This is a genomic window from Hymenobacter volaticus, assembly GCF_022921055.1.
Lineage (GTDB): Bacteria > Bacteroidota > Bacteroidia > Cytophagales > Hymenobacteraceae > Hymenobacter > Hymenobacter volaticus.
In genome coordinates this window covers 77,452-91,634 of sequence record NZ_CP095066.1, presented here as the reverse complement: position 1 = coordinate 91,634, position 14,183 = coordinate 77,452, and the positions used below count along the sequence as shown (strand labels likewise).

Genomic DNA, 14,183 nt, shown 5'->3' with positions numbered 1-14,183 from the left:
TGGCTGGCGTTTTCAACTCCCATAATGAACTTTTCCTACCCGCTTCCTTGATGGGGAAGGCTCAGGCTGGGATTACAATGTTCGACGCACTTCAACGCTACCACCCTTTTCCAGCAGAGGGCACTGCTGTGCAATTCTGATAGCTGCTTCGTAATTAATCGCTTTAATGATGAGTACGCCACCAATACATTCCTTTCCCTCAGCGTAAGGTCCGATGGATACGAAGCTGTCTTTTGTCACAATCCTACCTATTCCATCAAATAGGGCTGGTGGTTCATCCAAATAGTCTTCAGCCGCCAGCTTGCGAACCCAGTTCTGCCAATGCTTTACTTGTTGCGGAAGCTGCTCAGATAGCAGATGTACTTCTTCGGAATGGTATTCTCTACGAAACAGAAATAAAAACTCGTTCATGGAGCTGATTTCAGCTTGTTGCTGTCCCTTTGAATAAGGGTATTAGAAACTCTGAGCTATTACTTGCCGAATTTCAACGGTGCCGTTTAGGCTTAGTATAGGACAGTCTCGTGCTATGTCGATTGCCTCTCTATAGTCAGCAGCTTTCAGGATAATTAAGCCCCAATGGAGTTCATTTCGGCAGTATAGGGACCACTGGCCACCTCCTGGTGCTTGACAATTTTGCCGCTGCTCTCGTAACTCCGAACTGGATAAGCCAATTTATCCTGAGCCGCTAAGCTGCGAAACCAATCGGCCCAGTGCTTTACGTGCTCGCGCATGTGCTCCTGCGTTGGCTGTATTTCGGGCGTGCTATAATCTCGGCGAAACACCAATAGAAACTCACTCATTTTCAAGCTGTCGTAATTTTGGCAGGCATCGAGTAACTGCTTGCCGTTGCTTTAATCAACGTATCCTGCCGCTTCACGCAGCCTTAGGTGATGATTGCCTAACTCTAAGCTGGTTTCCGCAGCCTACTGCTCAACTTGCTATCACTTTGAATTCAAGGTCTGATCGACCTCCCTTAACGAATCATCTAAGTATTCTCCCCCTTCATCTAGGCCTTCCTCTAAAGGCAGGTACACAACATGCGGGGGTTGCTCGGGAGATTCTCTTATTTTCTGAATCAAAGAGTTGATTGGCGTTTCCAACGAATTCAAGTCCATGTCGATCTGCTTTAAGGTTAAAGTACCAGGGTGTTAGTTTGATCAGCGAGAAAAGAACTCCTCTGCTGTTGTTGAGATTGCTATGATGCTGCTAACCGCGATGTGCTCAAGAGTAGGCAACTGCCGTGCCATTGTCATAATCAATTGATTGCAAGTTAGTTATGACTGAAACTGATTTGTGGTTTACACTTTATTCCGTGAGTTGACGAACGATCTACGAAATAGAGTGCCTTTTTTAGCTTGATTTAAGCTTAAAGTCAACAATGCTTACCATGGTCGGGACAGGTTGTGTTTACCGCTACCGAAGCGGAACTTTGAACTGATTCGTCGTTCTCTAACGTGCCCGAATTGGTGGCACTCCTCTCCTCTCAGGTAGTTAACCTGCCAGGCTAGCAGCAAACCTTGTGGCAGTAAGCGCAAGCACGATTAATTGCCCGAGTTCATCGCAACGGGCTTCTTTTGGGTTGATACCCGTATCTACCTTAGGTAAACGGGTTCTCCGGGGTGGCTGCCATTATCACAAGCAAAACGCCAGTGGCTATTACACAACTACGCTAGCGTCACTTCCACGCGAGGAACAGAGTAATAATGCTAACGCACTAAGTTTTCTAAGCAGAAGCACCTTGAGCAAGCACCTCATTACGAGGTTAGTAAAGGAGTGAGAAGGGCAGGGCTTACATAAGAGCGTCAAGCCCTTGAAAAGCGCAAGTGGCAACGCCGCGTAACAACCAGCAGGTAAGGTCAGGGAAGCTCACCGTCCATAAGAAGATTATTGCTCCCGATTGAAAGCTAACTCAACGCTGGGCGGAAGCAAGCTCCCATACCGCCTCAGCGAATTCCCGAGGGGATTCTTCCGGTAGGTTGTGCCCTGCGCCTTTAACTACGCGGTGTCTACGTGCTGCACTAAATTTGTGCGCGGTTGCGCGGCTATCAGCTGCGGGTACGACGCCATCGGCTTGACCATCTAGGGTAATGGTTGGCACTGTAATGATGGGGAGAGCGGCAAGGCGTCGTTCCACTTCTTCATAAGAGGGATAACCAGCTGTAAAACCTAGCCGATGGCGGTAAGAGTGAATAACTACATCCACGTAGTCGGGATTGTCGAACGTGCTGGCATGGTGATCAAGCGTCGCTTCATCGAAGCGCCAGGAAGGTGAATTCCGCGACCAGAGGGATTTGGCAAGTTCGCGCCTGTTAGCCGTTAGGCCAGCGCGACCGCGCTCCGTCAAAAAATAATACTGGTACCAGAGGCCGGATTCAATTGCCGGGGGTAAAGGCTGGCTCGCCTGCGCAATGTCCTGAATCAGATAACTGTTGACCGATACCAGTCCCGTGCAGCGCTCTGGCCAGAGCGCTGCTACCACGCACGCGGCTCGCCCACCCCAGTCGTAACCGGCAAGCGTGGCACGCTCTATTTTCAAAGCATCAAGTAAGGCGATTACATCCGCGCCAATCGCCCCCTGCTGCCCGAGCGCGGGGTGGTGCTCGCTATAAAACGCGTCGAACCGTGACCCCGCAGATGAGGAACAACCACCCGACATCCCCGCGCAGCCAGCCACGGAGCAACCTCCGTGTAGCTATGAATGGAATACGGAAAACCGTGCAATAAAACTACACATGGTCCATTGCTAGGACCGATTTCATAGTAGCCAATATCGAGGACACCCGCTTTGACTTGCTTGATGGGAGCAGGTAGCCACGCCGGAGCGCTGATTTGGTTGACACTCGCACCTGCGGCATTGTGCAGCGCCGTATTGGCAATGAAGAGACCTGCTGCCGCCGTTTTAAGGAAAGTTCGGCGGTTGAGTTCATGGCCCTGGTTCACGGTTTCGGTTTTGTTTAGCATAAGCGTATCTCTGGCTAGGACATGGTGGCAAAAGGGGATTCTAGGCTAGAAGTGCGGTTGTCCTAGTAGCTGAACTCGCTTAAGGGAATAGAAGTCTTCTTACCAAGACTCGAAAAGACTCTACCGCTCGTCGCTTTCTTTTCTGGACGGCAACATAAGCTTAAGCTGTTGATGAGCAACAACTTGCTTAATATCTGCTGCGTCGTATTTTTTTGGGGGGGGGTAGATCGTGGTAGTTAGCAACCAATAGGTCCCACAACCCAGCCAGGCAAACGGTGTTGCAGTACAAAGTGTAGAGGTAACCACCCAGGCTAAGTATGCCTCAAAGATCTGATTCTCAGGTCTTGAAATTTCTTGATCTAGTTTAAGAAATCATCTGCCCAAAAAAGATTGTTATTCCTCTTGGTGCTTCAAGCAGCTGACTTGCTAGGAAAGCCAACTCAAGCCTTAAGATCAACTAGCCTTTTCAAGTTGCTGCCTTTTTTCTGCCCTTTCGCTCAATGCAAAAAGCAATGGCTGAACTTAATTATGTAACCAGGGTAAGTTGAACCGACTGCTTTGTCTCGTTGGGTAAGTGCAATCCCATGAAAGCAAATGTTGCCGCAGGCCGTTTCTCTGCTACCGCGTTAGCCTCCGCTTACCAAGGCGAAGCTAATAATGGCGACTAAATGGATAGTGTAGAATTCTGCCCTAGCGGTGAGGGTAGCGAATACCCTCGGCTGCTCTTTGATCTAGTTAGGGGACCGGTCGCGCTTATTTCCTTACGAATGCCCCACTTTCGCCCGGATCTTGCTTAGAAATTCCGGGGTAAAGCCTAGGTACGAGGCTAACATATACTGCGGCACCCGCTGTACAAACCCGGGCAGGGCCTCGCTAAAGAAGTGATACCGCTCCTCCCCCGACATTCCGAACAGAAACTTGTTTCGGAACTGAGCGGCTGCCACGGTTCGCTGCAAAATGATACGAAAGTAGCGCTCCAGTTTAGGTAACAGTTGAAAAACCTCTTCCTGTACCGACTGGTCAAACACGACAACTTCTGTAGGCTCAATGGCTTGGACAGTGTACACAGTTGGCGAATGCGTGCCCATACTGGTATAATCCGTCACCCACCAGTTTTCAATGCTAAACTGAATAATTTGCTCGGTACCTTTTTCAGAAACGAAATAAGTGCGTAAGCAGCCGCGCAACACGAAGTAGCTAGCTGGACATATCTGTCCCTCACGCAGCAGAAAGTCTTTGCGGTCAATCGACTGAGTGCGCAGATAGCTTACAAACAAGTCCGCTTCGGCTGGCGTCAAAGCCGCATGCCGGGCAATGTGGTCGAGCAAGGGCGTATATAAAGCGTTCATATTAACGGAATTCGGGTGTATCTAACTACCGGCTCTGGACTTACTTCCTGTAAGTTGTAGCAGCGACGATTGTAGCAGCGACTATGTTAGAAAAGCACGCAGCAGCTCCCATCAACGGGTAGATAGTGCAGCCATTATTTATGAGTTATGTAACGGCATCTCACCTCGGAAATAACGGTTAGGAAAGCTCAGATAATGAACCAGCCCCTCAGCAAACATAGGTAAAAACCGGCTTTTAAGATAAACTAGAATTCAAGCTAGGAGGTATAAATAACTGATTTAAACGACTCTATAAGCTGCGTATATTCCCGCCAATCTGATGATCACAGGGGAGATTCGATTCAAAAAATTGTAATTGCTTGGGTACTGTCTTGCTGCCTATTAGATAATGCCTGCCAGCTTATTTTAACAAAGCGTCATAGAACGCTACAGCGGCAAACGGGGGCAGATCATCAGGTACTCGTGCTTAAACAGAGCTCCTTGTTATCCAAGCGGTCAATTCAGCCTCCGTTAATTCTTCCAGTAGCAACAAGGCTTGGTATGGATCGCCAGCAAGTTGAAGCAGAGTTGCGAAAGCGGGCTCCGTTTTAAGACCCAGCTGCTTGAGGTGGCGCACCGCGGTACGCCATTTTTCTCCTCCAGCTTGTAGCACGGCATATTCTACTAGCATGTGCCGGTAGGCCAGCTGCTGGGCTGTGGGTCGTGCCTGTGCGAACACTTCTACCTGCAATTCCTCGTAGAAAAAGCTGCTTACCAGCGACTCCTGCCCTCCTATTAAAAGCTCACGAAGTTGAAAGGCGGGCAGGTGTGCATAGGAAGCGCGAAGCAATTGCTTAAACGTTTCCTTGTTTTCAGGCAGTATGTGACAAATAATGTCCACATCACTATCCGGCAAGTCAATATCGATCGGGATGGTGCCCACAACAATGGGATCATAGGGAAACAAGGTAGTCAGAATTGCCAATTCCTTCAGTACCACGTAAGCGCGCCGTTGTCGAGCATTACCATTTTGTAGATACTGGGCGTTCATCCAATCTGGCTGTGCATTCATACCAATAAGTCAGAGTAGTGTAGGTCGTTTTCTTATATGGGCAAAACATGCACTTATTGTCACACTTGAGAAGCGTGCGTTTAAGTAATGATACAAGACGAGTTTTAGATAGCCTTCATGATTGGTAGCCTTGTTTGTATGCTTAAAATACTGTCATCCACCAAGACAAGTTGAGCCTTCATGAAGTCTTTGAACTGTCCGTTTTTACTAGACCACTTCAGTCATGAACGTAGCCAAGGTGGCCAAAGCCCTGGAAAAGGGTTTATCGGTTGCGGAGATAGGAACACTGACTGGCATTAGTCGGGCTCGCCTTAAGAGGGCAAGCTTCAGACCAACCAAGCTGAAGAGGTACAGGATAAATATTGTCTTTCGAAAACGCCTTTTATAAAATGCAAAAGCCCCAGCATTAGCTGGGGCTTTTTTATTGTCAGGAGCAACAATATTACCCTAAATACGCATTCTAGGACGCGAAACTTGCTCCTCTTTCTGCTCCGTTACGGCCTGTTGAGGTGCAGGATAAAAGCGTTCATTTTTCGGATTAATGCTGCGCTTAAAGGGATCGAGTTGCATGGTTGCGTCGAAGCGCGCCTTTCCATCGCCCGTTACCATACCCTCAAGCCGCACTGGTTTGCCTTCCAGCAACTGCTGCTGCTGCTCCGGTTTAAGCGTTAGGCCGTTGATCACCTGCGGAACCCGCTGGTTTCCTTGGCGCAAGGCCACCACTTTATTCATCTCTTTATCGATGGCAATATAGGCGGCAAACGTCTGGCCCTGGCTGTCTTTCAGGCCATCCGTAAGCACCACCCCAGTCTGCTCCAGTTGCTCTTTCATAGCGGGCGTAATTTGCTTGCCCATAATCTGCTCCGGAATTTCTAACCGATGCTTGGGTAGGTCAAATTGCAGACTCGCGGTTCCTTCCGCATCACGTTGCAGCACCATTTTAGCAGCAAACGGAATGGGTTCGCCTTGCTGATTTCGAAGGCTGAAGGTGGAAACCAAGTCCGTTTTTTTGCCTTCCAGTAGCTTTTGCAACTGGCCTGTACGTTCCAGCTCGGCCGCTTGCACACCCATTTTCGCCAGCAACTCGAAGGGGATATCCTCCCGAACAAAGGCCTTGGGGGCAACACTTGGGGCGACGGGTGCTGGGGGGTTAGAAGTTGCTCCCGTAGCCGCGGACCGAGTAGCTAGATTCTCCTCGGCTAAGGCCTGCACCTTGGCTCGCACGGCCGGACTCAGCAGCGAGGCGACCCTGGCTTGCACGGCCGGAGTAGGCTGCAGATCGGCGGCGGAAGGTATTGGCGCTGGCGTAGCCAGCGGCGGGCGGGCAACTACTTTCTCAGTGGACTTCGGAGCCGTCTGCTGCGCAAGCGCATAATTTTCTGTGAAGTTGCTGACAAAGCTCACCACCACGCCATTGCGCACCGTGATATCGAGCAGGCCAGCGCCATCAAGGGCATCACCTGCCTTGCGCAAGCTACGGGCCTGCGGCATGCACTTGAGCACGGGGTCTTTCTCGATCACCTCCCATATATTCTTAAGTACCTTACTGACTGACTCCCCTTTTAGGCTGTCGCCCACTGTTGAGAGGTGAGTTGGCCTCGTGCCGACGGTGGCACCAATGACCTTGGCGGCCTCCTCCAGCTGTGACGCCTCCCGCGTTTTACCGCTTTTGCGTAACGCGTCCACAACCGGTTGGGCGTTGAGCAGGAATTCGTCCCGCATCTCGTCAACAGAGGGACTCACCGGCTTTTTAGCGGGTTCGGGTACCTGCTTGGCAGGCGCTGGTGCTGGTAACCGTTCAGAACCAAATGGGGTTTCGGCTTGGTGTAACATAAGAAAATGGGCTAAAGGTGAATCAGATAGCTCCCCGTGGGCGCATCATCTCCTTAAAAATAAAGACTATTGATTGATATAATCAATAATAATCTTAAATTCATTTAGCCTATTTTCTTTTTCACTCTACGGCTGCCGAATCCTTGGCTACTGAATCTTTTTGAGTAGTGTTATCATCCAAATGATGTTCGAGCTGATGTTTAAGCGAAACGAGAAACGAACGATCCTTGGCTAAATCTTCGGCCTTGACTTCGGCATCCAAAAACATGGGAACGGCCGCGTTATTTTCCAGCATAATCCAGGCGGGATTGCAGCCCTTGCGGTAATAAAACTGGGCGAGGGTCAGAAAGGTCTCGATGGTGCCGGCGCCATTCAACTCCATGCGCGCAATGATGTTCTGCGTGAGCCCGGTCTCTTCCGCAATAGTGGCCTGGGACCAATTTTGCGCCGGGTACTGCGCGGCTAGCTCCCGCGCAGATGAGCTAAGCGCTTGCCAATAAGGTGCTTCATTAAGGGTAACTGGAGGTAGGTGTGTGTGGGCGTTGGAACTTCCGGTCGGTGGTTTGCGAGAGCCGTTGCAATTCGCAGTCCACAATATTCCCAATTTCCTCCTTAATTCTGCGGTAGTTGGCTTTAATAATCTCGTCCGTGCGGTCTTGGCCGGTGTTTGAGTCCGTGAAATTGGCCATCTCTGGGATGTCCTGGTAAGCTTGCTGCTCACACGTGGTTTGGGTTGCATCCACCACGATTCGCGCGTGGAATACCTTTTGTTGGATTTCCTCCCCGAAGTTGTCGGCCACCGCGCCCACGAACGTGCCTTGCGTTAGACTCGAAATTTTACTGGCCGGTATCATACTATCCAGCTGGGTGGACAGACTGGTGCTCGTGTCGCGGCTGTTGACGCTGACCGACTGCCGCCGCTGCAGAATGCGGCCGAAGCGTTTGCTTAGCATCTCGGCACTCTCGCCCGTGACCTGCCCCGAGATGAGGTTGCCAATCACTTCCTGAATGGCGGTGGACTCAGCTTTGCCGTAATCACGATCCAACTGGGCTTTGGTTTGAATGCCGAGGCAGGTGGATACCTGGTTGCTGCGGGCGGTGGCAATCAGATCATCGAGCCCTTTCAGATAAATGGTGGGCAACTCGTCGATGATCACCGAGGATTTAAGCTTGCCTTTTTGGTTGATCAACTTGAGAATACGAGCGTTGTAAAGCCCTAAGGCGGCCCCGTAAACGCCTTTGCGCTCGGGGTTGTTGGCCACGCACAGCACCTTGGGCTGGGCAGGGTTGTTTAAATCGAGCGTGAAGTCGTTGCCGCTCATCACCCAATAGAGCTGCGGGGAAGCCAGGCGGGAAAGGGGAATGCGCGCGCTGGCAATTTGCCCTTCCAACTGTTCCATCGCTTTACCTTCGAAGGCCGAAATAAAAGGCCGTACGTAGTTCTCGATCTCGGGGTACGAGGCCAGGATGGGGAACATCTCCTTGTACTCGCGCCCCAGAAATTCAATGACGTGGGGAAAGGTGCAGTAGCGGCCACCCTGGTAGAGCTTTAAAAACCAGATAATGGCCGCTACAAAATTGATGGGCGACTCGACAAAGAATTCTCCCTGCTTCTCGATCCACTTTTTGTTGAGATTAAGCATGATGGTAGCCGAGGCCTCGTAGGCGTCCATAATATCGGTCATCATGGAGGGCAGCAGCGGATTGCAGCGGTGGCTTTTGCGAGGGTCATCGAAGTTGATGACGTAAAAGCGCACCGGGTTCTGGTACTGGTCCTGATGCTTCAACAGCTCGTTGTAGGCAATGCGACTCAGGTCGGGAAACTTAAAGTCGTAGACGTACATGGCAAAGCCTTTGGCCAGGTGCTGCTTGATGAACTGGTTGATCACGGCATACGATTTGCCCGAGCCCGGCGTGCCATACACCACCGTGGCGCGGAACGGATTCACAATGTTGACCCAGCCCCGGCGCTGCTTGCCTTTAAGCTGGTAAGTGGTGGGCAGATTCACGGAGAACTCGTTTTCCATCTTCCGCTCCTCCTGCGGGAAGGTCTCATTCTCCAGGTTGAAAATGTCGCTCATCAAGTTCACCTTCAGCAGCCGGCTAATCGAGTTGCCCGCCCTAAGCAGCAGCAGGAAACCTACGCCCACCGTACCGGCATACAAGGCCGTGACTACGGTCAGCTGGTAGGGTAGATCTAGGAGCAGGGCGCTCCCAAAGAACAGTGTTACCCCTAACAATAAGCCCACCACAATAGGCGTCCACGTTTGGCCTTCTTTAGGCTTGCCACGCGTACCCAAGCACGAAAGTGCTAGGAATACCAGTGCTGCCACCTTCGTGACGTAGGGAGCATAAAAGAGAGCCGTTTTGGAGGTGAATCGCGTCAACAGTCTTCCCGACCAAGCCGCCGTCAAATGTTGCTCGGTAAAGAAGCCGTAGCAGTAGTAGTACACGTGTAGCAGCAGGAGGAAAATGCTGATCAGGCGCATGAAGTCCATGATCTTCTTAAGGCCTCTTTCGTCTTCCATGGGTGGTTGGGGTAAGCCGATGACAGGATATATTCCAACTGTGTTTGATGGGTGTGTGATGCCAATCCAATTTTGACTTGGCCTATTGCTGGTTCTTTCTTGGCCTGGTTTACTCGGGGGTCTCAGAGCCGGGGGCGCCGCCGGCGGCGGTTCTCGTTCTCGTTTCGCTCCGCATCGTCCATAAGCAAGCCATTAATGTCGTCGAATTCATTGCCAAGAGTGGCCGACGCAAAACTGCGTTGGCTGACAACTTCCCCTGGCCTGAGTAGATCCTGTGTGCGTTGAGCCTCGGATCTCAAGGGTCGGAAGTGGTCCCGTAACTGCTTGGCTTTTATGCCTACCTCCGTGCCCTTGACACTGCTGGCCGCATAGCGAAAGCTGGTGCCTACAAGCACGCCTTTGCCATCCTGTTTGAGGTGGGTTTCAATCGCCTGCTTCTGCAGGTGAGCTACCAGCTGGTCAAGGGATCGAATATGCTCGTCTTGGAGCGCGGCGGCGAGTACGTTCCGTACGTGGCCGCGGGCTACTTCTTTGTTTGGATCAAGGTCCTTGGTTTTCTGCTGCCGTTCGGGCAAGGGGGCCATGCCCAGCTGCTGGCGAATCTGGCGCGTGGCCAGCACGTTGCGCACATAGTTTTGATCACTACGCAGCGCCGGCCCGCCATCCATCGGCACGCGGTTGATGTAGATATGAAGATGGGGATGCTGCTTGTCCTGGTGCTCGTATACGGCCACTTGGTGGCGCTCCAGACTAGCGCCCATCAGCTCACAGTAAAGCGCCGCCGCCTTTAGCTTTTGCTCTCGGTCGACCACCTCCCCTGGGGCCCACGACAAAATAGTATGCCACACCGGCAACTGTATCCGACTGCTCATCTCGGCCACCGCCCGCATTTCAGCGGCAATGCCGTGCGGGTCATGGCTGCCAATATTGGCCAAGCTCAATAATTCCGATTGCTTATTGGCGCGGTCAGAGCGCAGACCCGCACCATACGCCAAAGCCCCCGTAAAATCAGCGCCGGTAACGGTCTTGGCAATCATTTCAGCGTCTCCAGTAAGCGGGTGGCCAAGTCCTTCAGCAACTCTACGCTCAGCCCATTAAGCTTGCCTGCGTTAGCCAGGCGAGTCAGCTGATGGAGGTTGTTGCCTGCCGTGCTGATCTGCCGCCGCAGTTCATTAGGCACCTTTTCTACCACCCTTTTTCCGAGCGCAGCCCGCCGAATATATTCGCCGGTTGTTAGGCCAGCCTTATCGGCTTTCGCCTTAATTAAGGCCTTCTCGGTGCTGGTAATTCGCAGATTGATATGCTGCTCTTTGGTTGCTTTTGCCTCGCTTGGGGGGCTGATTTGGGTCGCTGCTGCTCTTCCATCTTGGCGCCTGGTTACGTCTGCTTTTAGCAAGACAGGGGGAATAGCTGGCGTCCATTTCCCGGTTGTCTTTGGGCGTGTGACCCGCAGGTTTGTGCGCACAAAGACATGGCTTGCTGAACTACAGGAGGGGTACTGAAGAATGATTTTATAAGAGCCTCTGAACAGTATAACCTGATAAGATTGCAAAGTTGGAAGATTGCAAGCTTCAGGTTGCTTGAGAAGAGGGAAAGCACTGAGGCTAAATTGCTTATTTAAGATTGCAACCCTGTAAGATTATGATTTCACAAGGCAGTGAAATTATAATCTTATGAGCTTGTGACATCACATGATTGTAACCTGAGAAGATTGTAGCCTTATGATTTCATAAAGTTGGTATTTCACAATCTTTCAATCTTATAAGGTTAGAATTTCATAAGGTTCTTGCTTTGCAGGACTATAATCTTGCAGCCTTATAACTCTATAACCTTCCAACTTCACGGTCTTATAAGATTATAAAGCAGCAATCCTGTAAGGTTGGAATCTTGTGAGCTTGTTAAGTGCATTGCTTATGCCTTGCCATCGGATCAAAGCAGCACTAACGTAAACTTATTGAAAATTTTATCAATATTATTGACATTATAACTTATTGCGATTACGTTTGTTAAGCGCTTCTGCACTGCACTTGGTTGCTCCCTTCCACCTCAGGGTTCCAAACGCTTAGCCTATGAGTCAGACGAAGTACCTCTCGATTTCTTCGCAGAAAGGAGGCGTGGGCAAATCAACTATTACTACGCTGATTGCCTCCTACCTTCACTTCACTATGCCGCTCAAGGTAGCCGTCGTGGATTGTGATTATCCGCAGTGGACAATTGAAAACTTTCGGCAGGACGATTTGGCGCTCTTAAAAAAGATGCCCGAGAAGATGGCCGAATTTAAAGCACTTGGCAAGAAGGCCTATGCCATTATTAAGTGCCAAGTGAAAGACGCGCGTCAGCAGCTCGAAGACTTGGAAGGAGCAGCTGATTTGGTATTAGTAGACACGCCGGGTACGCTCAACATTGCTGGCCTGCCCGAATTGTGGCGCCAGCTGGATTACATCTTTATTCCCATTGAACCCGACGCGGCGACCATCAACTCCACCTTGGCTTACACGGATGTACTACGTCATTATACCAACAAGCCAGACAGCAGTCTGCAAGGGTTCTACTGCTTCTGGAACAAGTTCGTCAAGAACGAAAAGCAAACCTTCTTCAACCAAACTGAAAAGATATTTCAGGAGGAGGGCGTCACTCTGCTAGGCTCTCGCCTGGAACAAAGCGTCGCGTATCGCAAATCCGAAGTGCGCTCAACGATGGCGCCCATGCGCAAGGAGTTTTATCATTTGGGAATTAAGAGCCTGCTAGAGGAAATACAAGCCATTGTCTTTCCAGTTAAGGAGGCCGCTTCCGTAGCGGAAAAGGCCTGATTCATCTCATTAATCTAGCTCTTACTCCCTTATCCGATGATCTCCAACAACGATGACGAACTAGTTGATGTGCTGCAGACCGCCAGCAGAAGAAGACACCCTGGTGGTGGCATTGCTGCTCCTGAGCAACCCGCGACGGAACCTGTACCAACCGAATCAATAGCCTTTTCTGCACCTACTCCCCCTACAGAAGAGAGTTCCCCAATGGAGCTTCCTGACGCTGCTCTAGCTGAGTTACCAGCTCAGCTGAGCATTGACCCAAAACCAGCGCAAGTAACTGACAAGCCAATGGCCCGCGTAGCCAATGACTATGCTCGTCACCTGCTTAAGTCCGCCCGCGGTAAGAAAGGCAAAAGCATCCAGTTGGATGAAGAGAACCACAGTGCCTTAACGCATATCGCCGCTACCATGGGCGGCGTTACGATCGCCGACTTACTGCATAACATTGTTCGCCTTCATTTTCAGCAGTACGGGCCAGCCATTCAGCAGATGCTGAAAGAAAAGGAAGCCCTGAATAAAAAGAAAAAGCTGCCGTTTCAGCGGCCTTAGCGCCCCTTTACAGCCTTTATTATCCTTAAGTCCGCCTGCCCGAAAAATACAGGTGTTAGCTACTGCTTTGACCTTTTCATTGCTACCAGTTACCCCGTTTTCTCATGTTCAACGCTATTTCTTGGAGTCAATATGGCCTCACGGTTTTTCTGCTGCTGGTTGCCTACTACACCTATGTGCTGGCGGTCTATTACCGGCATGAAATCAGCACGCTGCTCAAAGGCCGAACAGGCGCAACCAACGCGCCGCCTGCTGGACCTGATACGCTAGGGCAGGGTGCTACTTTGGCTCTACGCGGAGCTTCCTCCCTGATTGTTCCTTCCATTGTGGTGGCCCCTCCTGCTCCATTACGGGTTGAAGCCCGTGAGCCGCAAGTCGAAGAGGTTGGCAGCGAAGATTCTCCTCTAGAAAAAGAGGTGGACAGTGAACACCCAGTATCCATGGGGGAAGTCGAGCAAGCAGCCACAGAAGTGGAAGAAGTGGGAAGCCCAGCTTCTGAAGTGGAGGAAACCTCTTCCCTGATTCCAGCAGCGGACTTATGCGAATTCGCTAGCAAGGTGGAACGCGGGGCAGTCACTGCCGAGAATGCCAAAGAAGTCCCCGAAGCCCTGGAAAATACGGCCCTGCTGCAGGCCATCTACACCGCTAGTCTTGCGCGGCGTCGGGCCTCTCTGGCAGTTCTAGAGGATATGTAGTCTGTAGTCTAATCGTTTTTCAATTACCCATTCCAAACCATTCTCTACTCTTACCCCTTACCGCCATGTTCAACAAACGCCAACCCCTCAAATCCCAAAGCAAGAAGATCCTCATCACCGCGCTGCTCGCACTTGCCGCTGTTGCCACGGCTAACGCACAGGGTGGCCTCGGCGCCGGCACCACGGGCATCGAACAGGCTACAACTGCCATCACGGATTACTTTGATCCAGCTACGCTGCTCATCTATGCCATCGCCGCCATCGTCGGCCTAGTAGGCGCCATCAAGGTGTTCAGCAAGTGGAACTCGGGCGACCAGGACACGCAGAAGTCGGCCATGAGCTGGTTTGGCTCTTGCATCTTCCTGGTTGTAGTGTCGACCATCCTGCGCGCGTTCTTCCTCTAAGAA

General features: G+C 51.2%; 13 protein-coding genes and 1 pseudogene. 4 read left to right on the top strand and 10 right to left on the bottom strand.

Features of this window, described 5'->3' with window-relative positions; all coding sequences use genetic code 11:
* Window positions 1-72: 72 nt before the first annotated feature.
* The 10 genes and pseudogenes from MUN86_RS28575 to MUN86_RS28530 form a co-directional block, all read right to left on the bottom strand.
* Window positions 73-411, bottom strand: coding sequence for a YciI family protein (locus MUN86_RS28575; protein WP_245127197.1), 339 nt, complete (start codon window positions 409-411; stop codon window positions 73-75).
* 155 nt (window positions 412-566) lie between these two features.
* The gene (locus tag MUN86_RS28570) at window positions 567-800 is read right to left on the bottom strand and encodes a hypothetical protein (protein WP_245127196.1); all 234 of its coding nucleotides are present in this window, start codon (window positions 798-800) and stop codon (window positions 567-569) included.
* Between the two features lie 1,109 nt (window positions 801-1,909).
* Window positions 1,910-2,961: pseudogene (locus MUN86_RS28565) on the bottom strand (alpha/beta fold hydrolase).
* A gap of 761 nt (window positions 2,962-3,722) precedes the next feature.
* Window positions 3,723-4,310: a Crp/Fnr family transcriptional regulator gene (locus MUN86_RS28560; protein WP_245127195.1), complete on the bottom strand. Its 588-nt coding sequence runs from the start codon at window positions 4,308-4,310 to the stop codon at window positions 3,723-3,725.
* A gap of 466 nt (window positions 4,311-4,776) precedes the next feature.
* Window positions 4,777-5,361, bottom strand: a complete 585-nt coding sequence (locus MUN86_RS28555) for a DUF4269 domain-containing protein (RefSeq protein WP_245127194.1) — start codon at window positions 5,359-5,361, stop codon at window positions 4,777-4,779.
* Between the two features lie 447 nt (window positions 5,362-5,808).
* The gene (locus MUN86_RS28550) at window positions 5,809-7,194 is read right to left on the bottom strand and encodes a DUF3945 domain-containing protein (protein ID WP_245127193.1); all 1,386 of its coding nucleotides are present in this window, start codon (window positions 7,192-7,194) and stop codon (window positions 5,809-5,811) included.
* Window positions 7,195-7,315: 121 nt separating this feature from the next.
* Complete coding sequence (locus tag MUN86_RS28545) at window positions 7,316-7,576, bottom strand: hypothetical protein (RefSeq protein ID WP_245127192.1); 261 nt, start codon at window positions 7,574-7,576, stop codon at window positions 7,316-7,318.
* A gap of 127 nt (window positions 7,577-7,703) precedes the next feature.
* Window positions 7,704-9,722, bottom strand: a complete 2,019-nt coding sequence (gene mobC, locus MUN86_RS28540; protein WP_245127191.1) for a conjugal transfer protein MobC — start codon at window positions 9,720-9,722, stop codon at window positions 7,704-7,706.
* Between the two features lie 122 nt (window positions 9,723-9,844).
* Window positions 9,845-10,759: a relaxase/mobilization nuclease domain-containing protein gene (locus MUN86_RS28535; protein WP_245127189.1), complete on the bottom strand. Its 915-nt coding sequence runs from the start codon at window positions 10,757-10,759 to the stop codon at window positions 9,845-9,847.
* Window positions 10,756-11,118 (bottom strand): plasmid mobilization protein, encoded by a 363-nt coding sequence (locus MUN86_RS28530; protein WP_245127188.1) that lies wholly within the window; start codon window positions 11,116-11,118, stop codon window positions 10,756-10,758. The genes MUN86_RS28535 and MUN86_RS28530 overlap by 4 nt, the downstream gene beginning before the upstream one ends.
* Before the next feature lie 673 nt (window positions 11,119-11,791).
* Between MUN86_RS28530 and MUN86_RS28525 the strand changes: the two genes are divergently transcribed.
* From MUN86_RS28525 to MUN86_RS28510, 4 genes are all read left to right on the top strand, one after another.
* Window positions 11,792-12,532, top strand: coding sequence for a ParA family protein (locus MUN86_RS28525; RefSeq protein ID WP_245127428.1), 741 nt, complete (start codon window positions 11,792-11,794; stop codon window positions 12,530-12,532).
* A gap of 36 nt (window positions 12,533-12,568) precedes the next feature.
* Window positions 12,569-13,081 (top strand): DUF3408 domain-containing protein, encoded by a 513-nt coding sequence (locus tag MUN86_RS28520; RefSeq protein WP_245127427.1) that lies wholly within the window; start codon window positions 12,569-12,571, stop codon window positions 13,079-13,081.
* 104 nt (window positions 13,082-13,185) lie between these two features.
* On the top strand, window positions 13,186-13,776 hold the full coding sequence (locus MUN86_RS28515; RefSeq protein WP_245127426.1) for a hypothetical protein: 591 nt from the start codon (window positions 13,186-13,188) through the stop codon (window positions 13,774-13,776).
* 65 nt (window positions 13,777-13,841) lie between these two features.
* Window positions 13,842-14,180, top strand: a complete 339-nt coding sequence (locus tag MUN86_RS28510) for a DUF4134 domain-containing protein (RefSeq protein ID WP_245127425.1) — start codon at window positions 13,842-13,844, stop codon at window positions 14,178-14,180.
* Window positions 14,181-14,183 lie beyond the last annotated feature (3 nt).

Bases quoted from the DNA above. Each gene is read 5' to 3' on its own strand.
- MUN86_RS28535 (WP_245127189.1), bottom strand. From the start codon at position 10,759: ATGATTGCCAAGACCGTTACCGGCGCTGATTTTACGGGGGCTTTGGCG.
- MUN86_RS28545 (WP_245127192.1), bottom strand. From the start codon at position 7,576: ATGGAGTTGAATGGCGCCGGCACCATCGAGACCTTTCTGACCCTCGCC.
- MUN86_RS28515 (WP_245127426.1), top strand. From the start codon at position 13,186: ATGTTCAACGCTATTTCTTGGAGTCAATATGGCCTCACGGTTTTTCTG.
- MUN86_RS28570 (WP_245127196.1), bottom strand. From the start codon at position 800: ATGAGTGAGTTTCTATTGGTGTTTCGCCGAGATTATAGCACGCCCGAA.
- mobC (WP_245127191.1), bottom strand. From the start codon at position 9,722: ATGGAAGACGAAAGAGGCCTTAAGAAGATCATGGACTTCATGCGCCTG.
- MUN86_RS28550 (WP_245127193.1), bottom strand. From the start codon at position 7,194: ATGTTACACCAAGCCGAAACCCCATTTGGTTCTGAACGGTTACCAGCA.
- MUN86_RS28520 (WP_245127427.1), top strand. From the start codon at position 12,569: ATGATCTCCAACAACGATGACGAACTAGTTGATGTGCTGCAGACCGCC.
- MUN86_RS28575 (WP_245127197.1), bottom strand. From the start codon at position 411: ATGAACGAGTTTTTATTTCTGTTTCGTAGAGAATACCATTCCGAAGAA.
- MUN86_RS28560 (WP_245127195.1), bottom strand. From the start codon at position 4,310: ATGAACGCTTTATATACGCCCTTGCTCGACCACATTGCCCGGCATGCG.
- MUN86_RS28510 (WP_245127425.1), top strand. From the start codon at position 13,842: ATGTTCAACAAACGCCAACCCCTCAAATCCCAAAGCAAGAAGATCCTC.
- MUN86_RS28555 (WP_245127194.1), bottom strand. From the start codon at position 5,361: ATGAATGCACAGCCAGATTGGATGAACGCCCAGTATCTACAAAATGGT.
- MUN86_RS28525 (WP_245127428.1), top strand. From the start codon at position 11,792: ATGAGTCAGACGAAGTACCTCTCGATTTCTTCGCAGAAAGGAGGCGTG.